At 62.4% G+C, this 20,071-nt stretch carries 25 protein-coding genes; 14 read left to right on the top strand and 11 right to left on the bottom strand.

From position 1 onward, the window contains the following. The first annotated feature begins 123 nt into the window (after positions 1–123). Positions 124–651 carry an NUDIX hydrolase gene (locus AC1DF8_RS30130; RefSeq protein WP_478156219.1) on the top strand — a complete coding sequence of 176 codons (528 nt, stop codon included), beginning with the start codon at positions 124–126 and terminating at the stop codon, positions 649–651. A 67-nt stretch (positions 652–718) separates the two neighbouring features. Here the strand turns inward: AC1DF8_RS30130 and AC1DF8_RS30125 are convergent, their stop codons facing one another. From AC1DF8_RS30125 to AC1DF8_RS30110, 4 genes are all read right to left on the bottom strand, one after another. Next, complete coding sequence (locus AC1DF8_RS30125; protein WP_478156217.1) at positions 719–1,354, bottom strand: DUF1062 domain-containing protein; 636 nt, start codon at positions 1,352–1,354, stop codon at positions 719–721. Between the two features lie 373 nt (positions 1,355–1,727). Beyond that, positions 1,728–2,468, bottom strand: a complete 741-nt coding sequence (locus AC1DF8_RS30120; protein ID WP_112968342.1) for an SDR family oxidoreductase — start codon at positions 2,466–2,468, stop codon at positions 1,728–1,730. Positions 2,469–2,493: 25 nt separating this feature from the next. Continuing rightward, a complete protein-coding gene (locus tag AC1DF8_RS30115) occupies positions 2,494–3,477 on the bottom strand; it encodes an aldo/keto reductase (protein ID WP_478156301.1) in 984 nt (327 codons plus the stop codon). Next, on the bottom strand, positions 3,477–3,884 hold the full coding sequence (locus AC1DF8_RS30110; RefSeq protein ID WP_478156215.1) for a (R)-mandelonitrile lyase: 408 nt from the start codon (positions 3,882–3,884) through the stop codon (positions 3,477–3,479). Before AC1DF8_RS30110 ends, AC1DF8_RS30115 begins: the two co-directional genes overlap by 1 nt. A 94-nt stretch (positions 3,885–3,978) precedes the next feature. Between AC1DF8_RS30110 and AC1DF8_RS30105 the strand changes: the two genes are divergently transcribed. Further along, a complete protein-coding gene (locus AC1DF8_RS30105; protein ID WP_112547553.1) occupies positions 3,979–4,872 on the top strand; it encodes a LysR family transcriptional regulator in 894 nt (297 codons plus the stop codon). Between the two features lie 70 nt (positions 4,873–4,942). Here the strand turns inward: AC1DF8_RS30105 and AC1DF8_RS30100 are convergent, their stop codons facing one another. Then, positions 4,943–5,647, bottom strand: coding sequence for a DNA helicase (locus tag AC1DF8_RS30100; protein WP_478156213.1), 705 nt, complete (start codon positions 5,645–5,647; stop codon positions 4,943–4,945). 390 nt (positions 5,648–6,037) lie between these two features. Between AC1DF8_RS30100 and AC1DF8_RS30095 the strand changes: the two genes are divergently transcribed. From AC1DF8_RS30095 to AC1DF8_RS30070, 6 genes are all read left to right on the top strand, one after another. Further along, positions 6,038–6,406 carry an NIPSNAP family protein gene (locus AC1DF8_RS30095; protein ID WP_210299178.1) on the top strand — a complete coding sequence of 123 codons (369 nt, stop codon included), beginning with the start codon at positions 6,038–6,040 and terminating at the stop codon, positions 6,404–6,406. Between the two features lie 120 nt (positions 6,407–6,526). Continuing rightward, positions 6,527–6,793, top strand: coding sequence for a PepSY domain-containing protein (locus tag AC1DF8_RS30090; protein WP_113211623.1), 267 nt, complete (start codon positions 6,527–6,529; stop codon positions 6,791–6,793). Between the two features lie 3 nt (positions 6,794–6,796). Then, positions 6,797–7,363 (top strand): cytochrome b/b6 domain-containing protein, encoded by a 567-nt coding sequence (locus AC1DF8_RS30085; protein ID WP_113209258.1) that lies wholly within the window; start codon positions 6,797–6,799, stop codon positions 7,361–7,363. Next, positions 7,360–8,037, top strand: a complete 678-nt coding sequence (locus tag AC1DF8_RS30080) for a response regulator transcription factor (RefSeq protein WP_478156210.1) — start codon at positions 7,360–7,362, stop codon at positions 8,035–8,037. Before AC1DF8_RS30085 ends, AC1DF8_RS30080 begins: the two co-directional genes overlap by 4 nt. Then, positions 8,034–9,353 carry an ATP-binding protein gene (locus AC1DF8_RS30075; RefSeq protein WP_478156208.1) on the top strand — a complete coding sequence of 440 codons (1,320 nt, stop codon included), beginning with the start codon at positions 8,034–8,036 and terminating at the stop codon, positions 9,351–9,353. The genes AC1DF8_RS30080 and AC1DF8_RS30075 overlap by 4 nt, the downstream gene beginning before the upstream one ends. Positions 9,354–9,406: 53 nt before the next feature. Beyond that, complete coding sequence (locus tag AC1DF8_RS30070) at positions 9,407–9,940, top strand: AAA family ATPase (RefSeq protein WP_478156206.1); 534 nt, start codon at positions 9,407–9,409, stop codon at positions 9,938–9,940. Positions 9,941–10,115: 175 nt separating this feature from the next. Here the strand turns inward: AC1DF8_RS30070 and AC1DF8_RS30065 are convergent, their stop codons facing one another. After that, on the bottom strand, positions 10,116–10,739 hold the full coding sequence (locus AC1DF8_RS30065) for a TetR/AcrR family transcriptional regulator (protein ID WP_478156204.1): 624 nt from the start codon (positions 10,737–10,739) through the stop codon (positions 10,116–10,118). 193 nt (positions 10,740–10,932) lie between these two features. Here AC1DF8_RS30065 and AC1DF8_RS30060 point away from each other — a divergent pair, with 193 nt between their 5' ends. After that, complete coding sequence (locus tag AC1DF8_RS30060) at positions 10,933–11,670, top strand: glucose 1-dehydrogenase (RefSeq protein ID WP_478156202.1); 738 nt, start codon at positions 10,933–10,935, stop codon at positions 11,668–11,670. A gap of 6 nt (positions 11,671–11,676) precedes the next feature. Here the strand turns inward: AC1DF8_RS30060 and AC1DF8_RS30055 are convergent, their stop codons facing one another. Beyond that, positions 11,677–12,273 (bottom strand): demethoxyubiquinone hydroxylase family protein, encoded by a 597-nt coding sequence (locus AC1DF8_RS30055; protein ID WP_113147486.1) that lies wholly within the window; start codon positions 12,271–12,273, stop codon positions 11,677–11,679. A gap of 270 nt (positions 12,274–12,543) precedes the next feature. Here AC1DF8_RS30055 and AC1DF8_RS30050 point away from each other — a divergent pair, with 270 nt between their 5' ends. From AC1DF8_RS30050 to AC1DF8_RS30040, 3 genes are all read left to right on the top strand, one after another. Continuing rightward, positions 12,544–13,359, top strand: a complete 816-nt coding sequence (locus tag AC1DF8_RS30050; RefSeq protein ID WP_478156200.1) for a chromate resistance protein ChrB domain-containing protein — start codon at positions 12,544–12,546, stop codon at positions 13,357–13,359. A 1-nt stretch (position 13,360) separates the two neighbouring features. After that, a complete protein-coding gene (gene chrA / locus AC1DF8_RS30045) occupies positions 13,361–14,758 on the top strand; it encodes a chromate efflux transporter (protein ID WP_478156198.1) in 1,398 nt (465 codons plus the stop codon). A gap of 120 nt (positions 14,759–14,878) precedes the next feature. Then, positions 14,879–15,616, top strand: coding sequence for an SDR family oxidoreductase (locus AC1DF8_RS30040; protein WP_478156196.1), 738 nt, complete (start codon positions 14,879–14,881; stop codon positions 15,614–15,616). Here the strand turns inward: AC1DF8_RS30040 and AC1DF8_RS30035 are convergent. Further along, on the bottom strand, positions 15,579–16,502 hold the full coding sequence (locus AC1DF8_RS30035; RefSeq protein WP_478156194.1) for a LysR family transcriptional regulator: 924 nt from the start codon (positions 16,500–16,502) through the stop codon (positions 15,579–15,581). The genes AC1DF8_RS30040 and AC1DF8_RS30035 overlap by 38 nt on opposite strands. A 171-nt stretch (positions 16,503–16,673) precedes the next feature. Between AC1DF8_RS30035 and AC1DF8_RS30030 the strand changes: the two genes are divergently transcribed. Then, positions 16,674–17,663, top strand: coding sequence for a squalene cyclase (locus tag AC1DF8_RS30030; RefSeq protein ID WP_478156192.1), 990 nt, complete (start codon positions 16,674–16,676; stop codon positions 17,661–17,663). A 41-nt stretch (positions 17,664–17,704) separates the two neighbouring features. Here AC1DF8_RS30030 and AC1DF8_RS30025 read toward each other — a convergent pair whose 3' ends face one another. Together AC1DF8_RS30025 and AC1DF8_RS30020 are read right to left on the bottom strand one after the other, a co-directional pair. Then, complete coding sequence (locus AC1DF8_RS30025; protein ID WP_183885017.1) at positions 17,705–18,085, bottom strand: DUF4180 domain-containing protein; 381 nt, start codon at positions 18,083–18,085, stop codon at positions 17,705–17,707. An 18-nt stretch (positions 18,086–18,103) separates the two neighbouring features. Then, the gene (locus tag AC1DF8_RS30020) at positions 18,104–18,526 is read right to left on the bottom strand and encodes a helix-turn-helix domain-containing protein (protein ID WP_113116904.1); all 423 of its coding nucleotides are present in this window, start codon (positions 18,524–18,526) and stop codon (positions 18,104–18,106) included. Between the two features lie 147 nt (positions 18,527–18,673). On the opposite strand from AC1DF8_RS30020, the gene AC1DF8_RS30015 reads away from it, so the two are divergent. After that, positions 18,674–19,126 (top strand): pyridoxamine 5'-phosphate oxidase family protein, encoded by a 453-nt coding sequence (locus AC1DF8_RS30015; RefSeq protein WP_113116903.1) that lies wholly within the window; start codon positions 18,674–18,676, stop codon positions 19,124–19,126. Positions 19,127–19,139: 13 nt separating this feature from the next. Here the strand turns inward: AC1DF8_RS30015 and AC1DF8_RS30010 are convergent, their stop codons facing one another. Beyond that, on the bottom strand, positions 19,140–19,997 hold the full coding sequence (locus tag AC1DF8_RS30010; protein ID WP_478156189.1) for an MBL fold metallo-hydrolase: 858 nt from the start codon (positions 19,995–19,997) through the stop codon (positions 19,140–19,142). Positions 19,998–20,071 lie beyond the last annotated feature (74 nt).

Here is a 20,071-nt window from a genome sequence, read left to right as displayed (position 1 = left end):
CACCGGATACCTTAATTTTAGGGGCTACTATTTTCGATCCGATGTTGCGCTCTATTCTCCATGCAAGGAGAAGGCGAAGACGAGCGAAAGATGCATCCATACAGGCATTTATCGGAATTGAATGTGGAAACTCCGGCAAGGACAGGCCGCCGCGGGGTCGACCAGTGCGGTGTCATCTGCTGCCGCGTGGAAAGGGGCGGGAGGCTGAGCGTCCTGCTCGTCACCAGCCGCGATACCGGACGATGGGTGATCCCGAAAGGCTATCTCCAGAAAAAGGAAAAGCCCTATCGCTGCGCCCAGCGCGAGGCATCCGAAGAGGCCGGCGTCAGGGGCAAGGTCAGGAAGAAGCCGCTCGGCTATTACAGCTATCTGAAGGACCAGGAGCAGCCGCTGACGGTTTCGGTGCATCTGCTGCGGCTGGAGAGCGAGACCACGCATTTCCGCGAATATGGGGAGAGGCAGAAGATCTGGATTTCGCCGGCGGACGCGGCCTCTCTCGTCGATGAGCCCGAACTGCAGGAGATCTTCCGCGCAATCGATGCGGACAATCCGCTGACGTCGCAGGACCGACTGAAACCCCATCGCATCCATGGACGGCGGCCGCGGGCCGATGCAGCCGTGTCGCTCGCCTCATTGCCAGGATTGACCTGATCGCCGCCGCCCTGGCGGGCAGGCGCAGTTGCAAAGGCCCGCCATTGCGGGCCTTTGCGTTAAGAGACTAGCGGGGACTGCCGGTTGCAAGAGGCCCCCAGGAGAGCTCACGGTCAGGGACGGCTGAAAGGTCGACCATCACCTCGACGCCGGTCCTGATGCGCCGCCGCAGGAGGCCGGCGCGATCCGGATGCGCCTGGAGCAGGCCTTTCTCGTGGAGCGCCTGCAGCCGTGTGCGCGACATCTCCAGCCCGGAGGCCAGCAGGCGGTCGAGGCGTATGCCGGAAGGCAACGGCACAGCGAGCTCGATCTCCACCCGTGTCCAGCCGGGAGTCTCGCGCAGCACCTCCCTGACGAGGTCGAATTCCGGAAATTCGTCGATGCGCTCAGCTTTGCGTTTCAGGGCTTCGATCTTGAAGCTCTCCGTCCGGATCCATTCGGGATCGTTGGATTGCAGCGCGTGCAGAATAGCCGGATCGATATCGCGGACATTCTGACGCTCGAAGAGCGGCCGGTTCCAGGTCTTGTCGCAGGCCAGGCATTTGTAGATGAGCCAGGCATCCAGCCGGCGGCCATTGGCATTGAGCCGGATCTTGTCGCTGGATCGAAAGGCTCTCAATCCACCGCATCCGCCACAGGCAATCCAGGGCTGGGGAGCGGTTTTCGGCGTTACGGTCCATCGGACCCGTAGGGTATCGCACATAAGTCTTGGTCTTCCGTTCGGAAGTTCACCAAGATGGCGCGAGAGAAAGCCCTATCGGGCGCGGCGTGGCGATGCTTTTGGGTGGCTGAAGAGCAGAGACAGCGGGGCTGTTGCTGGCGATCGGAACAATGCCAAACCGGTCTCTTGCCGCCACCCGATGAACGTATTCATACGCCGGCAGCCATAGCCGCCAGGCCGTACGGGTGAAACTGGGTTGAGACCGGTTCTTACTTAGGCAAAGTCTACCTCGATGCGCCAATGCTCTTCGAGCGGATCAATAGCAAACAATCGGCGGGAGAGGGAGACGTACGACGCATGGCAGAGACGAACGCTGCCCCATGCTGCATTTCTGCAACTTCCCGCTGAAGCCCTATCAAAGCTCCTGCGCCGTCGGGCGGAAGAGGATTTCGTTGATATCAACCTCCTCGGGCTGGGAGATCGCGAAGGCGACGACCCGCGCGAAACTGTCAGCGGGGATGGCATAGCGTTCATAGAAATCGGCGATGCCGGCGGCGACATCGGCCTCGGTAATGCTCTGCGGCAGTTCCGACTCTACCGCACCGGGCGAGACGATCGTCGTGCGGATATTGTAAGGCTTCACCTCCTGGCGCAGGCCCTCGGAGATGACACGCACGGCTGTCTTGGTCGCCGCATAGACCGCGCTTCCGGGGCGGACCTTGTGTCCCGCGACCGACGAGACGTTGATGATATGGCCGCTCTTCTGCGCCGTCATGTGTGGAAGGGCGGCGGCAATGCCATAGAGCACGCCCTTGAGGTTCACGTCGATCATCCGGTCCCAATCGTCGATCTTGCCGCGCTCCAAAGGCGAGTGCGGCATCAGACCGGCATTGTTGACGATCACGTCTATCCGCCCGTGCAGGCGCACGGCCTGATCGACGAGATGTTTGACCTGCCCGGCCTCGGTCACGTCGGTTTCGATGGCGGAGCCCTCGGGGAGGCCGAGTTCACTGGACAGCGCCTTCAGGCGGTCGATCCGGCGGGCGCCGAGCACCACCTTGGCGCCGGCATTGGCGAGATGACGGGCGGTCGCTTCGCCGAGGCCGCTGCTGGCGCCGGTGATGACGATTGTCTTTCCCTTGATATTGTCAGTCATGGTCGTTCCTTTCAGTGCTGGCAGCCTATCGGCCGACGCGGGCCTGCAGGTGGGCCGGGTAGCGATCTCCCTGCACGGTGACACCAGACAATGCGGTCTCTATTTCCTGCAGATCCTGTGCCGTGAGTTCGATCGCTGCGCCGCCGATATTCTCCTCCAGCCGGTGCAGCTTGGTGGTGCCGGGGATCGGCACGATCCATGGCTTGCGGGCGAGCAGCCAGGCGAGCGCGATCTGCGCCGGTGTCGCCTGCCTGCCGGCGGCGATCCCACTCAGCACCGCAACGAGGCCCTGATTGGCCTTGCGGTTCTCTTCCGAAAAGCGCGGCACGACATTGCGGAAATCCGTCTTGTCGAAACTGGTGCTCTCGCTGATCGCGCCCGTCAGGAAACCCTTGCCGAGGGGGCTGAAGGGCACGAAACCGATGCCGAGTTCTTCGAGCAGCGGCAGGATCTCCTTTTCGGGCTCACGCCACCAGAGGGAATATTCGCTCTGCAGGGCGGCGACCGGCTGGACGGCATGGGCCCGGCGGATCGAATCCACCCCCGCTTCCGACATGCCGAAATGCTTGACCTTGCCGGCAGCGATCAGCTCCTTCACCGCGCCGGCAACCTCTTCCATCGGCACTTCGGGATCGACGCGATGCTGGTAGAAGAGATCGATCCTGTCAGTACGCAATCGCTTCAGGGCGGCGTCCGCGACCTGCCGGATGCGCTCGGGGCGGCTGTCCTGACCCTTGCTGGAATCGCCGTCCCGAAAGCCGAATTTCGTGGCGATCACCACCTCTCCGCGGAATGGTTCGAGTGCTTCGCCGAGCAGTTCTTCATTGGCTCCCTGGGCATAGGCTTCCGCCGTATCGAAAAAAGTGACGCCATGCTCGAAGGCTGTGCGGATCAGAGCAATCGCCGCATGCCTTTCCGTTGCCGGGCCGTAACCGAAGCTCAGGCCCATGCAACCAAGGCCGAGGGCCGAGACTTCGGGACCATGCGTTCCGAGTTTGCGTTTCTGCATCATCGTGTCTCCATCCGGTGATATTCGTCGTCCGTGACCTTTTCCATCCAGTCGACCGGACTGCCGTTGAGCTTTTCGGCAATGGCGATATGGCTCATGGCCGTTGTTGCAGTGGCACCGTGCCAATGCTTTTCGCCTGGTGCGAACCAGACGATGTCGCCCGGCCGGATTTCTTCGATCGGGCCGCCGTCACGCTGTGCCCAGCCGAGGCCGGAGACGACGATCAGCGTCTGGCCGAGCGGATGCGTGTGCCAGGCGGTGCGTGCGCCCGGCTCGAAGGTCACGGTGGCACCGCCGACCCGGTCGGGATCGTCACTGTCGAAACGGGCGTCGAGCCGCACTATCCCGGTGAAAAAGGCTTCAGGCCCCGGAACCGAGGGTGCGAAGCCGCTGCGCTTGATCTGCATGGGCGTATCCTTTCCTGCCGATCTTCATTTAGCGTCTACGCAGTTCTGCGATTAGAAGCTAAAATCCGCATGAACCTATTAGGGTAGCTTATGAATGACCCGAACCAATCTTGACGATATCTCCGCTTTCCTGACCGTCGCGCGCGAAGGAAGTTTCACACGGGCAGCCGCCTTGCTCGGCGTTTCGCAATCGGCTCTCAGCCAGACGGTGCGCGCCCTTGAAGAGCGCATGGGTCTGCGGCTGCTCACCCGCACGACGCGCAAGGTATCGCCGACGGATGCAGGCGAGCGTCTGATCCAATCTGTCGGGCCTCGGCTTGAGGAGATCAGTGCGGAACTCGCGCAGCTATCGGCGCTACGTGAAAAACCCTCGGGTAGCGTGCGCATTTCGGCGGGCGAACAGGCAGCCGAATTGGTCCTCATGCCGGCCGTGCAGAAGCTGTTGCCGCAATATCCCGATATCGCGATCGAAATCGTTGTCGATAACGGCCTGACGGATATCGTCGCCGAGCGTCTCGACGCCGGCGTGCGGCTCGGCGAACAGGTTGCGAAGGACATGGTGGCCGTGCGGATCGGCCCGGATGTCAGAATGGCCGTCGTCGGCTCCCCCGACTATTTCGAGAAGCGAAGCCGCCCGCGCACACCGCATGAGCTGACGGAGCACAATTGCATCAATCTGCGGCTGCCGACAGCGGGCGGTTTCTATGCCTGGGAATTCGAGCAGGGCGGGCGCGAGTTGCGCGTGCGGGTGGAGGGCCAGCTTGCGGTCAACAGCGGCGCGCTGGCTGTCAAGGCGGCCATTGCCGGTGCCGGTCTCGCCTTCGTGCTGGAGGACCGCGTCCGCGACGATCTCGAGGCGGGCCGCCTGACCCGCGTGCTTGCAGACTGGTGTCCACCCTTTTCCGGCTTCCACCTCTACTATCCCAGCCGGCGCCATCAGACGCCGGCCTTCGCCATAGTGGTGGATTCCTTGCGCTATCGCGGCTGAGAGCTGAAACGTCAACAGTCACGAGAAAGCCGGAGGCCGGCAACTGACGGATAACGGCCCCCGCGATGATTTAGGCTATGTGCTGAAGCTGGACTTCGCGATTGTGCAGGAAGCAGGCCTTGGCGAAGAGCCCGAGGTCGAGCTGGTTCGGCAGACGCACATCCCCAAGATCCGGCAAGCCCTTGCCGCCGGCCTCGAAGGACCGGTCGATCTGAGAGATGAAGGCCAGCACAACCCCTGTATCCCGGGCGAAGCTTTGAAGGGCCGAAACCTGCTCCGACAGGGCCGGCTTGCTGCGCTGCTGGTCGAGAAGCTGCAGATAGTCGATGACGGCGACTGTTCCCCGCGGCGCGCCCGCGAGATGCCGGATGATATAGTCGGCACTGATCTCATCCGAGGTGACGATCTCGATCCTGTCCCCGATCGCTTCGCCTTCGGGCAGGGCATGGATGCGGTTCATGCTCTGCTGATGGGTATATTCGAGCGTGAAGAAGGTTGCCCTTCGTGCCTGGCTGACGGCATCGAGCAGAAGCTGCAGGCCGAGCAGGGTCTTGCCGTGGCCCGGACGGGCAGCGATCAGAAGCAGATCGCCATCTGCCAGTTGCGACAGCATGGATGATGCAGATGGCTCATGCTGGGAGGAAAGCAGGCTCCAGGCGGTAAAACCTTCCTCCTGCGCGATACGATCGAGCGCCTGATGAAGCGGGATCGTATCCGTACGCGCCAGCAATTTCGCCCGGCGCTTCAGCTGATAGATGGGTGCAGACAGTTTCATTCAAACCTCCATTGCGAGCCGGAAACGCAACCCCTCCTTATGCGGTGCTCGAACAGATGGTTCGATGGTGGATTGCCCCGCATGGACGATGCTTTCCCGGATGGAGGGAGGAGGCTTGGGTCGAGCCTTGCCCAAGAGGTAGCGAGCGGCGCGATTCGCGGCAAGCTGGAAAATTCAGCGGTGTTTCGGGCGCTTGCTTCCTTCGCGCTCGCATCGTCCTCCTGAGTGAACTTGAACCGCATCGCGCCTGTGCACGGGCAAGCGGCCCGCTCGTCGGCTCGATCCCCTCCAACTACCGGCCGCGCTTGCCGGAATTCCCTCAGATCCGTTGGCGTGTCCATGGCAGGTATCCGCTCGTGAACTATATGTGACGGGGGAGGAATGTCCTTGATGTCGAGCATGCCAGTCACCTGCGAGGTGCGTTACCGCCTCGACCCGAAGAAACGTATGGAATTCGAAGCCTATGCCGAGGTCTGGGTTCGGCTGATCGAGCGTTACGGCGGAACACATCACGGCTATTTCATGCCGCGCGAAAAGCCGGAAGGCGCGGGTTTGAGCTTTCCGGGTGCAGGGGCGGATGGGGCAGGCAATATCGCGATCGCTCTTTTCACCTTTCCGGACGAGCCGACCTATCTCGGCTACCGCGCCAGCGTCGCCGCCGATCCGGACAGTATCGCGGCCAATGCGCGCTTCGGGGCCGATCCTCCGTTCAAGAGCTACGAGCGCCTGTTTCTGCGACCGTTGCCGCGCGGCGAATAGACGGCGAGGGCAGCTGTCGGCGGCAGGAACTCGTCTTCCTGCCCCGACAGCAAACAGACAGCTTCGCCGCGCTACCCGTTTGCCGTCGCCCGCAAGGGGCTTCTGCAAAAGGGTAAAATCATGAAGCTGAAACTGGTCGCCGCTCTCACAATCCTGTCGCTCTCGCCCGCCTTGGCGCTTGCAAGCCCGAGCTGCACGAAGGAGCCGAAATCCAGATGGATGCCGGAGGCCGCCATGAAGGCGAAGATCGAGGCCATGGGCTACAAGGTCAAGACTTTCGAAATCACCGGCAATTGCTACGAGATCTACGGCAAGGACAAGAACGGCGAACGCGCCGAGGTCTATTTCAATCCGGTTTCCGGCGATATCGTCCAGAAGGGCGATTGAGCGATGACAGCCATCTCGTCGAAGAAGGAGGGCCAGGTGCCCTCCGATGCCGCCGGGCAGACGATCAGGGTGTGGGACCCGGTCGTCAGGCTGTTCCACTGGACCATCGTCGCGGCCTGCACGCTCAACCTCTTCATTCTCGAAGAAGGCAAATACTGGCACCGCATCACGGGTTATGTCGTCGCTACGGCAATCGTCATTCGCATCCTCTGGGGGTTCGTCGGTACAAAACATGCTCGCTTTTCCGATTTCCTGCCGACGCCGCGCAGGGTGATGGAGCAGATCTTTGATATGATCGACGGCAGTGAAAGACGTTATCTTGGTCACAATCCGCTGGCATCGGTCATGATGCTGCTGCTGATGGCATTGCTGGCGGCAACGGTGCTGACCGGCTGGATGACGACGCTCGATGCCTTCTGGGGCGAGAAATGGCTGGAGAAACTGCACGGCACGATCGCAAACGGCATCATGGTGCTTGCCTTCGTCCACGCGGGCGCAGCCATCATCGAAAGCTGGAGGCACAGGGAGAATCTCGTCTGGTCGATGGTCACGGGTCGAAAGAGGGCATGAGGATACTGCTGATCGAGGACAGTTCCCGGCTTCGCGAGCTGCTTTGCGAAGCCATCCACGATGCCGGCTGGAAGATCGATGCCTTTGCCCTGGCACAGGAGGGGCGGCTTGCATTGCAGGAAGCGGACTATGACCTGCTGCTTCTCGACCTCGGCCTGCCTGATGAGGACGGGATCGCATTTCTGAAATCGCTCCGGGCCGCGAAGGTCCAGATGCCGGTTCTGGTGCTGACGGCGCGGGGCGCGGTCGACGAGCGCATCGCAGGGCTCGATGCCGGCGCGGATGATTACCTCGTAAAACCCTTTCACAACGGCGAATTGATCGCTCGCATCCGCGCGCTGACGCGCCGCGCGCCGTCAACCGTCATGCCGGTGCTGGAATTCGCCGCCCTTCAATATGATCTCGCCTCGCGCCAGGTGATCTGCGCCGGCGACGAGATTGCGCTCGCGCCTTCCGAAAAGGGCCTTCTGGAACTGTTGATGCGCAACGGCGGGCAAGTGGTGCCCAAACCGAAGATCGAGCATGCCTTCTCGGAATTCGGCGACGAACGCAGCAGCAATGCCGTCGAACTTGCCGTTTCCCGGCTGCGTAAAAAGCTTGAAGGGCATCCGACACAGGTGCTGATCGAGACCGTCAGGGGTGTCGGATACATGATGCGGGAGGTGCGCGCATGAGGCTCTCATCGCCGACACTGGGCGCGATCCTGACCCGGCGTATCGCCTTCTTTGCGGTGCTGGCCATGGTGCTGCAGCTCGCCGTGATCTTTTCCGACTATTACTGGAATGTCGGGGAGCTCTCGCGGCTCTTCGTGGAGCAGGAAACCGAACGGCTCGCCTCCGGCATTGCGGTGGAGGACGGCACCATCCGCTACCGGCTTCCCGATGCTGTCGAGGGGCGTTACGGGCAGGCGCAGACAGGCTATGTGGCTCGGATCCGCGAGGCCGACGGCGGGTTCGTCTTCCAGTCCTGCGACGCTGCCTGCGAGAGCCGCTTCCTGCCGCCTGATGTCAACCCGCCTGATTTCTGGCTGCGGTCGCTCGAGCCCGGCAAACCGCTGACGCTGGTAGGCGGAAGGGCCTTCATGGTGGGGGAGCGGCGCTTCGTCGTCGATGTCGCGACGATGGGCGATCCGCAGGATGTGGTGTCGGACGTCCTGTGGAACGAGGTGATCGAACATATGATCGTGCCGATGAGCATTCTGCTGGTGCTCGTGCTCGGCGCCACCCTGCTTTCCGTGCGACAGGCGCTGAAGCCGGTGCGGATTGCGGCCGAGGCGGCCGAACGGATCGACCCGATGGATTCGCGCTCGCATCTGCAATTCCAGGAGATGCCGCGCGAAGTCGCCCATCTTGCCGAGGCCGTCAATCGGGCCTTCGAGCGTGTCGGCGAGCTGATGAAATCCCAGAAGATACTGACATCGGGCATCGCGCACGAAGTGCGCACGCCGCTTGCGGCAATCAAGCTGGAGCTCGGCCATATCGACCATCCGCGGGCGCGCAAGGCTGAGGCGGATCTCGACGATCTCGTGCGTTTCGTCAGCCAGATCACCGCGCTGGCACGGCTCGATACATTCGATCACGGCATGTTCGAGGAGGTCGATCTTGTCGAGCTTTCGTCCAGCGTGGTGGAACAGCTGGCGCCCTGGGTTTACGAAAACAATCACTCGCTGGAATTCTCGGCGCAGGTCGATGCCGCCATCGTGCAGGGTGTGCCGGCCCTGCTGAAGGACGCCGTTCGCAACCTGATCGACAATGCCGTTCGCCACACGCCTGCCCATACCGGCATCGTCGTGCGGGTCAGCAATGATCTGATCCGCGTCGAGGACCGGCATCCGGCAGGCGTGAGGCAGGGCGCCGATGTCGCCGCACGCGCCGACGGGATGGGCATCGGGCTTGATATCGTGGCGCGCATCGCTGCGATACACAGGGGTTCGCTTCGCTGCTCTGCCGGCAGGCAGGGTCATGTCTTCGACCTGGAGATCGGCACATAGCCGCGTCTGCGCACCGCGCTCCTTTTCTCATCATCCGTTCATCGGAGAGTTTCATGATCAAATGCGTTGTTATTTCCGGCTGCTCGGGCGGCGGGAAATCCACATTGCTCGAAGAGCTCTCCCGGCGCGGCTACGCCACCGTTGAGGAGCCGGGACGCCGCATCGTGAGGGAGGAACTGGCCGGGCAGGGTGCTGCCTTGCCCTGGGTCGACGCGGCGGCATTTGCCCGGCGGGCGATCGCGATGACGCTTGAGGATCGGAAGCTCGCGGAGGTCCAGCCCGGATGGACGTTTTTCGATCGCGGCCTGATCGACGCCGCTTCTGCCTTGCAGGCCACGACCGGGGAGGCGATGCGGGAGACGCTGCGGGATCAACGCCCTTATCACCAAATGGTGTTTCTGACGCCGCCCTGGCCGGAAATCTATGTCCACGACCCCGAGCGGCGGCATGGTTTCGAAGAGGCGGTTGCCGAATATGACCGGTTGACCACGGCCTATCCCGAGATGGGCTACGAGGTCGTCATCCTGCCGAAGGTCGATGTCCCGGCGCGAGCGGACTTTCTGTTGAGCCAGCTGCCGGAGCTGTGACTTTTTAAGGAACCAAGTTCGACACGGCTCGTTTCTTATCCAACGCGGCAGCCTTGTCCCCCACTCGAAGGCTCATCGTTCCCAGCGATCGCTGCGTTCACTCCTGCAAATGAAAACCCTCGGTTCCACTCCCGGACCGAGGGTTCTTTTTGCCGACCGAAATCAGGTTCCGGAACTATCTGCCTTCCGAGGAGGCTCTGAGATACCCGAGCACGGCGCGTCTGACACGCAGCGCCAGCCCGTCCCGGTCTTCTTCCCCATGCTCGCCGGCGGCATCGATCATGCCCTTGATGATTGCCACTGCATCGCGTGCCGCGATATCGATATCGGGCTGCGGCGGCATGTCCGGGCGCGCCAGCGTATTGCGGGTGAGTTCCAGGAAGCGGTGCTTGATGCGATCGGTTTGCGCATCGAGCGGCAGTCGCGCCTCCTCGTAATCGAGCAGGCGGGCAAGGGCAGGGCGTTCAAGCTGCTGGCGGACGCAGGGGTCGATCAGGGCGGAGAGCGCCGCTTCCCCCGTCGGCCCGCCGGCAGCGCTTTCTGCCTCTCCAATCAGTGACATGGTCTGCCGCAGGATCAGCGCTCCGATCAGCGCATCCTTGCGTGGGAAATACTGGTAGAGCGAGCCGATGCTGACGCCGGCCTTTTCCGCCACCGCATTGGTGGAAAAACCTTCGTGGCCGCGCTCCTCCAGAATGCGAGCCGCGGCCTCGACGATCACGCTGACCGTCGCAAGCGAGCGGGCCTGTCTGGGCGCTTTTCTGGGCGAGGATCGGCTCTTGTAGGGGCTTTCGGACATTGCTGGAACGGGCCTTGAAATGCGAGTAGCGGGAAGGCGAGTTATCGCTCACATTAGATCCGTCAGATCAAGCGCACAAGCGGTCGCTCAGCAAAGGGATTTGGAAACTTGAACGCATCACCGGGAGCGGTGACGCGCATATCCCTTGCCGTGCCTGCGATCGACCGCGCCGGAACAGAACGGAGAATTGTCCATGTCAAACGAGATCAAAACCGCCATCGTCACCGGCGCATCCAGAGGGATCGGCGCGGCGATTGCCAGACGGCTCGCAGCCGATGGTTTCCAGACCGTCGTCAATTATGCGGCAGGCGCTGCGCAGGCAGAGGAAGTAGTCGCCGCCATCACGGCAGCCGGCGGCCGGGCGCTGGCGCTTGGCGCAGATGTCTCCAGCCCGCAGGCAGTTGCCGAGCTCTTCGAACACACAGAGGGGAAATTCGGAACCGTCGACGTGCTCGTCAACAATGCCGGCGTCACCACCTTTGGCCCGCTTTCAGAGGTGAGCGATGAAGACTACCAGCGCCTGGTCGCCGTCAACCTGACCGGTACCTTCAACGGCATGCGCGAGGGCGCAAGACGCCTGCGCGAGGGCGGCCGCATCATCAATCTGTCGACCAGCATCATCGGCCATTATTCGCCGGGCAATGCCGTCTACACCGCGACCAAGGCGGCGGTTGAAGCGATGACGCATATCCTCGCAAAGGAGCTCGGCCCCCGCCGCATCACGGTCAATGCCGTGGCGCCCGGCCCGGTCGCGACCGAACTGCTGCTCTCGGGCCGATCCCCGGAGCTGATCCAGCGCCTGACGAATGAAATCCCGCTCGGCCGGCTCGGGCAGCCCGAGGATATTGCGCAGATCGTGTCGTTTCTGGCGAGTGCCGAGAGCGGCTGGGTCAATGGGCAGGTGATCAGGGCGAATGGCGGGCGGAATTGATAGGCGCTAGGCCTTTCCGGAGCGCGCGATCTCCGCGCGCATCCAGCTCGAATCGCCCCAGGTCGACAGCCAGATCATCAGATCGGTGAGCGCGCCAATGACGGGCAGTAGCAGCTTGTGGGCGAGCCCGCGCCCTGTCTGCTTTTCCTCGGCCTCGCGCAGATGCGCGAGTTCCTCGTCCTGGATCGAAGCGATGAGCGCATGAAGCTCAGGATCTCGGTTCTTCACGAAGGCCAGTTGATCTTCGAGATGGCGATGAACGGTACTTTCCACCGCCTCGGTGCAGATCCAGACCATGTTGCGCCCGCCAAGGGCCGTGAGAAAGCCCAGGACGAAACCACCGAGGCTCCAGAAGCCCATCACACGGCAAGGCCTGGCGCTCCTTGGCGGCATGGCCTCGCGAAACAGGCGGCAATGCCTGATCTCGTCTTCCCGCATGTCCTGAAGCGCCGGGACGATATCCGGAAACAGCCGGCGCGCCATCCAGATCTGTGCCCCATAGATGCGGATGGCACCGAACTCGCCGGCATGATTGACCTTGAGGATACGCCTGACGGTGATCGCCGGATCGCGCTTGCTGACGATATCAGGCAGATTGTCCATGATCCATGCGCGCCCCAGCTTCGGTGTCAGTAGTAGGCAATACGACCACCGCGATCGTCAATGGCTGGGCACAGCCTATGAGGCGTATTCTCGACCGGGCATCCGTTTAATGACCTCGCAAGAGGGTCTGACGGACCGGGCGGCATTCCCCTCCCGAAGCTTGACACGAAAAACGGCGGCGCGCATAAAAATCATATGGGGTTGCGATCACCCCACGAGGCGACATGCCGAAGAATCGCGTCCATGAAACCGAACACCGGAGGACGCGTCATGCCATCATTTCTCGAAATATCTTCAGACAAATTGAACCGTATCGTCGGCACACCCAATGCGCCTGTCATCGTCGATGTGCGCATCGAGGAGGATTTCGCCCGCGATCCGCGGCTTGTGCCGGGCTCGATCCGGAAATCTCACACCGATGTCGCGGAATGGGCTGCCGGCTTTGCCGGGCCGGTGGTTGTCGTCTGCCAGGCGGGCGGCAAGCTCAGCCATGGGGTCGCCGCCCATATCAGGCATGCCGGAGGCACTGCGGAAGTGCTGGAAGGCGGCTTCGAGGCCTGGATAAGGGCCGGCGGCTTGGCCGTGCCCGTCGACAGGCTGCCGCCGCGCGACCGGGAAGGGCGGACCGTCTGGGTCACGCGTGCGCGTCCGAAGATCGACCGCATCGCCTGTCCCTGGCTCATCCGGCGTTTTGTCGATCCCTCGGCGGTCTTTCTCTTCGTGCCGACATCGGACGTCGCCCTGGTTGCCGATCGCTTCGGCGCCGTGCCGTTCGATATCGAGGAGGTCTTCTGGAGCCATCGCGGCGAGCTCTGCACCTTCGATGTGATGATCGAGGAATTCGGCCTTGCCTCAGAGCCGATGTTGAGGCTCGCGAGGATCGTTCGCGGCGCCGATACCGCGCGGCCGGACCTTGCCCCTGAAGTGGCCGGGCTGCTCGCCGCCTCGCTCGGCCTGTCGCGCATGTTCGTCGACGATCTCAAGCAGCTCGATGCCGGCATGCTGCTCTATGATGCCTTCTACCGCTGGTGCCGCGACGCCACGGATGAAACGCACAACTGGCCTTCCGCGAAAAAGGGAGGCTGACATGAGCAGTGCCGTTACCCATGCGACGCCCGATACCGGGGCGTCGCCGAACCCGCATGGCGTCACCTTCAGCGAGGCCTTTCGCGTCTGGCTGCGCGTTGCAGCACTCAGCTTCGGCGGACCGGCCGGGCAGATCGCCGTGATGCACCGCATCGTCGTCGATGAGAAGAGATGGATCGGCGAGCAGCGTTTCCTGCATGCCTTGAATTACTGCATGCTGCTTCCGGGACCGGAGGCGCAGCAGCTTGCCATCTATATCGGCTGGCTGATGCACCGGACCGCCGGTGGTCTGGTCGCGGGCATCCTGTTCGTGCTTCCGGGCTTCCTCTCCATTCTGGCGCTCAGCTATCTCTACGTGAGCCTCGGCAGCGTCGATGCCGTCGAGGGCCTGTTCTTCGGCCTGAAGGCGGCGGTGCTTGCCGTCGTCATTCAGGCGGTCGTCAGGGTCGGCGGCCGCGCGCTGAAGAACAGGGCAATGATCGGGATCGCGGCAGCCGCTTTCCTGGCGATCTTCGTGTTCCATGTGCCTTTTCCCGTCATCATCCTCGCCGCTGCCATCGTCGGCTTCCTGGGATCGAAGTCGGGTTCCCGCCTGTTCCAGGGTGGCGGCGGGCACAAGGCAGCCGGCGCCGCGGCTCTGTCCGATGCCGATGCGCTGCTTGGGGAGGAGATACCTCTGCATGCGCGACCGAACCTGCACTGGTCGCTGAAGATATCGGCGGTGCTCCTGGCACTCTGGTTGCTGCCGATACTGCTGCTCTATCTCTTTCTCGGACCCGACGACATCTTCACGCAGATCGGCGTGTTCTTCAGCAAGATGGCGATGGTGACTTTCGGCGGCGCCTATGCCGTGCTCGCTTACGTGGCTCAGGAAGCCGTCCAGCACTACGGATGGCTGAAGCCCAACGAGATGCTGGATGGTCTGGGCATGGCGGAAACGACGCCAGGTCCGCTGATCATGGTCCTCCAGTTCGTCGGTTTCATGGGCGCCTATCGCGATCCCGGCAGCCTCAATCCGATGACGGCAGCCACGCTCGCCGCCATCCTGACGACATGGGTGACCTTCGTTCCCTGTTTCCTCTGGATCTTCCTCGGCGCGCCGTTCATCGAGAAGCTGCGCGGCAATGCTGCGCTGGCCGGTGCGATGTCGGCCATCACGGCGGCCGTGGTCGGTGTCATCCTCAATCTCGCGATCTGGTTCGGCCTGCATTTCCTGTTCAGGAGCGCCGCGGTTCACAGCCTCGGACCCTTCTCGATCGAGCTGCCCGTCTGGGCGTCGCTGTCGCTGCCATCGCTGCTGCTGAGCCTTGCGGCAGCGATCGCGATCTTCCGGTTCAGGCTGGCGGTCATTCCGGTGCTGCTCGGCTGTGCCGTCGCCGGGATGTTCTGGCCGACTTGAAGCATCGACGGCTTGCCGGAATCCGCATCATCGGAAAAACCGATGGCGCCATCGGTTTCTTCCGTTTTTCTTGCTGCCCGGCCCGCGGCATCTGCTCTTCCAGACAAGAAGGAGACGCAGATGACTGACATCAATTTGGAAGGCGCCGGGATCATCATCGTGGGCGGCAGTTCCGGCATGGGCCTGGCGCTGGCGCGACGGCTGCTGGCCGAAAGGGCGCGGGTGACCATTGCCGGGCGCAGTGCGGAGAGGCTTGATGCGGCGCGGCAGACGCTCGGCGATCCTGCTGCTCTGAACACGGCGGCCCTCGATCTCACCCGTGAAGAGGAGATTGTGGCCTTCTTCCGCGATTGCGGGCCGGTCGACCATATCGTCAGCACGGCGGCGGATATCGAGGGAGCCTATCAGTTGCTGCCGGATCTGCAGCTTGCGGCGGCCCAGCGGGTCGTCGAGAGCAAGTTCTACGGGCCGCTGCTGCTTGCCAAATATGGAGCGCCCCGTCTGCCGCCGTCTGGCTCGATCACCTTCACGTCGGGGGTTGCCGCCTATCGGCCGGCGGCGCGCGGTTCCGTCGTTGCGGCGGTCAATGCGGCGCTGGAGGGACTGGTGCGGGCGCTAGCGGTCGAACTTGCGCCTCTGCGCGTCAACGCCGTGTCACCGGGCTGGGTGGATACGCCGATCTGGAATTTCGTTGCCGGCGATGCCAAGCAGGCAACGCTGGAGGCCATGGCGAAGCGGCTGCCTGCGGGTCGCGTCGGTCGGCCTGATGATATTGCCGACGCGATCCGCTTCCTCATCGGCAACGGCTTTGCGACAGGCACTATCCTGCATGTCGAAGGCGGGCATCGGCTGGTCTGACCGGCCGCAGGTCCTCGCTTGCCATGGCAATCAATGAAGAAAGCGCCGGCGGCTGCACCCGCCTGCGCCGCCACAGCATGATCAGCGACGCAGCAGGGGTATCACCTGGCCAGGGCAGTTCCACGACATCGCCGCTCTCGGCGGCCGAAGTGACGGCCAAACGCGGGACAAGACCGTAACCGGCGCCGGATGCGACGAGGCGGATGATCGTCTGGACGCTGTCCGCCTGGGTGACGATATCAGGTGCGGCAATATCTGCCTCGGCAAAGGCAGTATCGAAGAGCCGGCGATAGACGCAGCCGGTTTCGGTGGCGATGAAGGGCAGGCGGCTCAGGTCAGCGAGGTTTCCGGGCGGCATCGCCCGGGTATTGCGGCCTGCTATCAGGGTCAGCGGCTCGCGCGAGACGAGGCGCGTCTGGAACCGTCCATCCTGCTCTCCGCGGTCGAAGGTGAAGGCGATGTCGATCGAGCCATCTTCCAGCCGCCGCTGCAATTCACCGCTGCCACCGATCTTCAGCGTCAGGCTGATATCGGGATGCGTCCCGCGAAAACGCGACAGGAAGGCGGCGAGCTTTTCCGCTGCGATGGTTTCGAGCGTACCGATCGTCAGTGCCTGTTTCTCAAGACCGGCAGCTGCGCGGATTGCGGTCTTCGCCTCATCGGTCAGGGCAAGGATTTCTTCGGCATAGGATTTCAGCACGTCACCGGCCGGTGTCAGGGTCACGCCCTGCCGGGAACGCTCGAAAAGCGGGACGCCCAATTCCTCTTCGAGCGCCTGCATCTGGTCGCTGAGGCTCGACTGGGCGAGATTGGCCTCGCTTGCGGCACGGGTGATATTGCCGTGCTTTGCGACGGCAAGGAAGGTCTTCAGTTGGCGTGGGTTCATCGCGAGCTCCGTGCGCTCCGTGGCAAGGATAGGCACTCCTATATCAGGTGGCCTTGCTCCGAGGGAGTCTCCGGTTGGCTGGAATCCTCGCGTCGAGCCTCGCAATATTGACGGCAGACACATGCTTGGCCAAACTTAAGACCGTCTTCGCAAGCGACGGGAGCCTTGCCGATGCCATCTGAGACATCCGTGATCGATTGGCTGCTCGCCTCCGACCCCGCCATCCGCTGGCAGGTGCTGCGCGATCTTCTGGACGCGCCCGAACCTGTCTGGTCCGCCGAACGGCAGAAGGTCGAGCGCGAGGGATGGGGCGCCAAGCTATTGTCCTTTCAGGATACAGATGGGCAATGGGCGGGCGGTTCCTTCCTGCCCAGCGATTTCACGCGCGAGGAATGGCAGGCAACCGGCCAGCCCTGGACGGCAACGAATTTCTCGCTGACGCAGCTTCGCGAATTCGGCCTCGACCCGCGCTCCGAAAGCGCAAGGAGAACTGTCGCACTCATCGGCGCCAATTGCCGCTGGGACGAGGGCGGACAGCCTTTCTGGGAAGGAGAGGTGGAGGAATGCATCAATGGCCGCACCGTTGGCGACGGCGCTTATTTCGGCGTCGATATATCGCCGATCGTGAGAAGATTGCTCGGCGAGCAACAGTCGGATGGCGGCTGGAACTGCGAGCGGGCGAATGGCTCGATGCGTTCCTCCTTCCACACGACTATCAATGTGCTGGAAGGACTTCTGGAATATGAGCGGGCGACCGGCGGCACCGAGGAAGCACGCGAGGCAAGACGGTCAGGCGAGGATTATCTGCTGGCGCGGCACCTGATGCGGCGCCTCAGCACCGGCGAACCGGTCGACGAAAAATTCATGCAGTTCCTGCATCCGAACCGCTGGCGCTTCGATGTGTTGCGGGCGCTCGATTACTTTCGCGCCTCAAGCCTGCAGACAGGGGCTGCTCCCGACATGCGGCTGAAAGAGGCAATTGAATACCTCCGGCTGCGGCGACTGGAAGATGGTCGCTGGCCGCTCGACTGGCGCGTGTCCGGCAGGGCCTGGTTCGTCATGGATGACGGCGAGGGAGAGCCTTCCCGCTGGGTAACGCTCAGGGCGCTCAGGGTGCTGAAATGGTGGGACGGCCGACAGGCTGAACATGCCGCTGCGTGAGTCTGCCGCGACAGCCGGCATTATCCCGATAGATCAGTGATTTATGCCGGCGTGCTGAAGGCTGAAAGTCTGGCATCGAACTCTTCCATCGTATCGAGAAACCAGCAGGTCGTGCCGCGATTGGCTTCAAGAACGAAGCTCTGCAGCGCGTTGCTTGCGGCAAGCTCCGCGTCGATCCTGCCGATGATGGCGACACGAACCCGGTAGTTGACGAATTTCTGGATCGCAGCACCGGCAATGCCCGAGCGGAGCGTCAGGAAACCCTCCGGCAGTCGGGGTATCGGAAGCGCGACCCAATCGACGGATTCGCCGAGTGCGTGGCCGATCAGATCGTTGATGCCGCTTTCAGCCGATAACGGCTTGCCATCGGGATTGCGCAGGAGCACGCGAAAGCCGTGCAGAAGCTTGATATCGTTGCTCACGGAATGTCTTCCTTCTGGTCAGCGGAGCGCCTTCAGATAAGCGTCCAGGCTGTTCAACAGTTCCGCCGTGTCCGACGGTGTACCGATCAGAATGAATTTCTGCAGTTGCCGTTCCGCGTCATAGACGGCGTTGAACTGCAGGGCGTGCGGACGGCGATGCCGCGATATCAGCATGGCCTGCATCAGCACCGTCAGGCGGCTCGACATGTCGGCGGAGAGATCGGGCACTTCGACGATGCTGGTGACATAGACCTCGGCCTGCAGGGCCGGGGCGCTGTTGCTGACACCGGCGAAGGATTCGAGGTCGGAGCGCAGAATGCGGTAGGATTTGCCGATGCGCGTGGCGCGCAAGCGCTCTTCGCGGATGAGCCGCAGCACGGTCTTCGGGTGCAGTTTCAGCCGCTCGGCCGCCTGTTCAGCGGTGTAGAACTCTTCCGACATGGTCCGTATTATTCTCTATCCTGATCATTTTTGTAATAATACGGAATATTTGGAATTAATCCAGATCGATATTCGCCTTGATACGGATCAATGCGGAATGCCGAGCAGCAAACCATGCTTCAGCCAGCAAACTGAACGGAGCGAGCCATGGACGAGGCGATCAGGAAGACGATCCAGGCGATCCTGGATGGGCAACGGATCATGAGCGTTGCGACGCTCCGGCCAGACGGCTGGCCGCAGACGACGACGGTGGGCTACGTCAATGACGGGCTGACGCTCTATTTTCTCTGCAGCCCGGACAGCCAGAAAGCCGCCAATCTGGCGCGGGACAAAAGGTTGTCGCTGACGATCAACCCGGATGTAGCCCAGCTGATGCAGATCACCGGCCTGTCGATGGCGGCCTTTGCCGAGAAGGTGGAAGACCCTGACGAGGCCGACAGGGTGCTCCGCATGATGCCGGAGAAATATCCCGTCCAGCAGGATCTGGCGGTCGCCATGCCGACGCGGGATCAGATCTGCATCTTCCGTGTCATGCCGAAGGTGATCTCGGTGCTTGATTATTCCAAAGGGTTCGGGCACGCGGATCTCGTCACGCTCTGATGCGGCGTGAAAGTCAGGCGCCCTTGGTGACCTTGGCAGCGCCCCAGAGCGAGCCGGGATTAGCACGGTTGGGATGGAGCGTCAGCATGGCGTCGAACAGTTCCCGCGCTGTCGTCGTTTCCAGTTCAAGCCTGTTGAAATCACGCAAGTATTGCTGCGTCTGGTCGATGATATCGGGGTTGTCGTCATTTTCGGGGATCTTGTGGCCGGCGACGACGGCCTTCRGCTTCAGCTCTTTCAGCCGGTCCAGCGTTTCGATCCAATGTTGCCTGCTCTCGCGCGTGGTTTCGCCGAGGTAACAGTGAATGCCGTTATAAACGACGTCGCCGCCGACGATGAGCCCGATCGAGGGAACGTGCAGGGCGGTCGAGTGCGACATGTCGGTATGGCCCGCATCGATCGGGATCAGCTTGTGGCCTTCGAGTTCCAGGTCGGGTGCTTCAAGCACATCCGCGACGGCCATGGTCTCGGCGATCTCGCCGGGGAAGAGTTTGCGCCAGAAACCGTCGAGCATGTCGGGTTCGCTCTGGCGGCGCATCGCCTCCACCACATCTGAGACCGCATAAGCCTTCGCATCGGGGAAGCGCTTCAGCAGAGCGCCGATGCCGAAGAAATGGTCGCCATGGCCGTGGGTGATGTAGATCGCCTTCAGGTGCTTGCCGCTCGCCTCCACCCAGTCGGCGAGCGTCTTTGTCTGCGGTTCGGTCAGGAAAGTGTCGACGAGCACGGCATCACGTTCGCCCGAGATCAGCGTGGCGGAATTGGCGACCCATCGAAGCGCGGGATCGCCAGCCGGCACATCGCGGCTGAGGCCTGGGCGGCGGATTGTCAGGACATCGTAGCGCAGGCTGGGGGTGGGGTTCGAGGTCATGGCGGTAATTCCTTGAACAGTTGAGTTTTGGCGGCAGGGCGAGGGATCGAGCTTGATTTTTTGCTGCGAAACAA

The organism is Rhizobium sp. 05N49 (genome assembly GCF_056396805.1).
This window is presented reverse-complemented; position numbering and strand designations above follow the sequence as displayed.

Excerpts from the sequence above, each read along its gene's own strand:
- AC1DF8_RS30125 (WP_478156217.1), bottom strand. The coding sequence starts at position 1,354 with ATGTGCGATACCCTACGGGTCCGATGGACCGTAACGCCGAAAACCGCT.
- AC1DF8_RS30120 (WP_112968342.1), bottom strand. The coding sequence starts at position 2,468 with ATGACTGACAATATCAAGGGAAAGACAATCGTCATCACCGGCGCCAGC.
- AC1DF8_RS30115 (WP_478156301.1), bottom strand. The coding sequence starts at position 3,477 with ATGCAGAAACGCAAACTCGGAACGCATGGTCCCGAAGTCTCGGCCCTC.
- AC1DF8_RS30110 (WP_478156215.1), bottom strand. The coding sequence starts at position 3,884 with ATGCAGATCAAGCGCAGCGGCTTCGCACCCTCGGTTCCGGGGCCTGAA.
- AC1DF8_RS30105 (WP_112547553.1), top strand. The coding sequence starts at position 3,979 with ATGACCCGAACCAATCTTGACGATATCTCCGCTTTCCTGACCGTCGCG.
- AC1DF8_RS30100 (WP_478156213.1), bottom strand. The coding sequence starts at position 5,647 with ATGAAACTGTCTGCACCCATCTATCAGCTGAAGCGCCGGGCGAAATTG.
- AC1DF8_RS30095 (WP_210299178.1), top strand. The coding sequence starts at position 6,038 with ATGTCGAGCATGCCAGTCACCTGCGAGGTGCGTTACCGCCTCGACCCG.
- AC1DF8_RS30090 (WP_113211623.1), top strand. The coding sequence starts at position 6,527 with ATGAAGCTGAAACTGGTCGCCGCTCTCACAATCCTGTCGCTCTCGCCC.
- AC1DF8_RS30085 (WP_113209258.1), top strand. The coding sequence starts at position 6,797 with ATGACAGCCATCTCGTCGAAGAAGGAGGGCCAGGTGCCCTCCGATGCC.
- AC1DF8_RS30080 (WP_478156210.1), top strand. The coding sequence starts at position 7,360 with ATGAGGATACTGCTGATCGAGGACAGTTCCCGGCTTCGCGAGCTGCTT.
- AC1DF8_RS30075 (WP_478156208.1), top strand. The coding sequence starts at position 8,034 with ATGAGGCTCTCATCGCCGACACTGGGCGCGATCCTGACCCGGCGTATC.
- AC1DF8_RS30070 (WP_478156206.1), top strand. The coding sequence starts at position 9,407 with ATGATCAAATGCGTTGTTATTTCCGGCTGCTCGGGCGGCGGGAAATCC.
- AC1DF8_RS30065 (WP_478156204.1), bottom strand. The coding sequence starts at position 10,739 with ATGTCCGAAAGCCCCTACAAGAGCCGATCCTCGCCCAGAAAAGCGCCC.
- AC1DF8_RS30060 (WP_478156202.1), top strand. The coding sequence starts at position 10,933 with ATGTCAAACGAGATCAAAACCGCCATCGTCACCGGCGCATCCAGAGGG.
- AC1DF8_RS30055 (WP_113147486.1), bottom strand. The coding sequence starts at position 12,273 with ATGGACAATCTGCCTGATATCGTCAGCAAGCGCGATCCGGCGATCACC.
- AC1DF8_RS30050 (WP_478156200.1), top strand. The coding sequence starts at position 12,544 with ATGCCATCATTTCTCGAAATATCTTCAGACAAATTGAACCGTATCGTC.
- chrA (WP_478156198.1), top strand. The coding sequence starts at position 13,361 with ATGAGCAGTGCCGTTACCCATGCGACGCCCGATACCGGGGCGTCGCCG.
- AC1DF8_RS30040 (WP_478156196.1), top strand. The coding sequence starts at position 14,879 with ATGACTGACATCAATTTGGAAGGCGCCGGGATCATCATCGTGGGCGGC.
- AC1DF8_RS30035 (WP_478156194.1), bottom strand. The coding sequence starts at position 16,502 with ATGAACCCACGCCAACTGAAGACCTTCCTTGCCGTCGCAAAGCACGGC.
- AC1DF8_RS30030 (WP_478156192.1), top strand. The coding sequence starts at position 16,674 with ATGCCATCTGAGACATCCGTGATCGATTGGCTGCTCGCCTCCGACCCC.
- AC1DF8_RS30020 (WP_113116904.1), bottom strand. The coding sequence starts at position 18,526 with ATGTCGGAAGAGTTCTACACCGCTGAACAGGCGGCCGAGCGGCTGAAA.
- AC1DF8_RS30015 (WP_113116903.1), top strand. The coding sequence starts at position 18,674 with ATGGACGAGGCGATCAGGAAGACGATCCAGGCGATCCTGGATGGGCAA.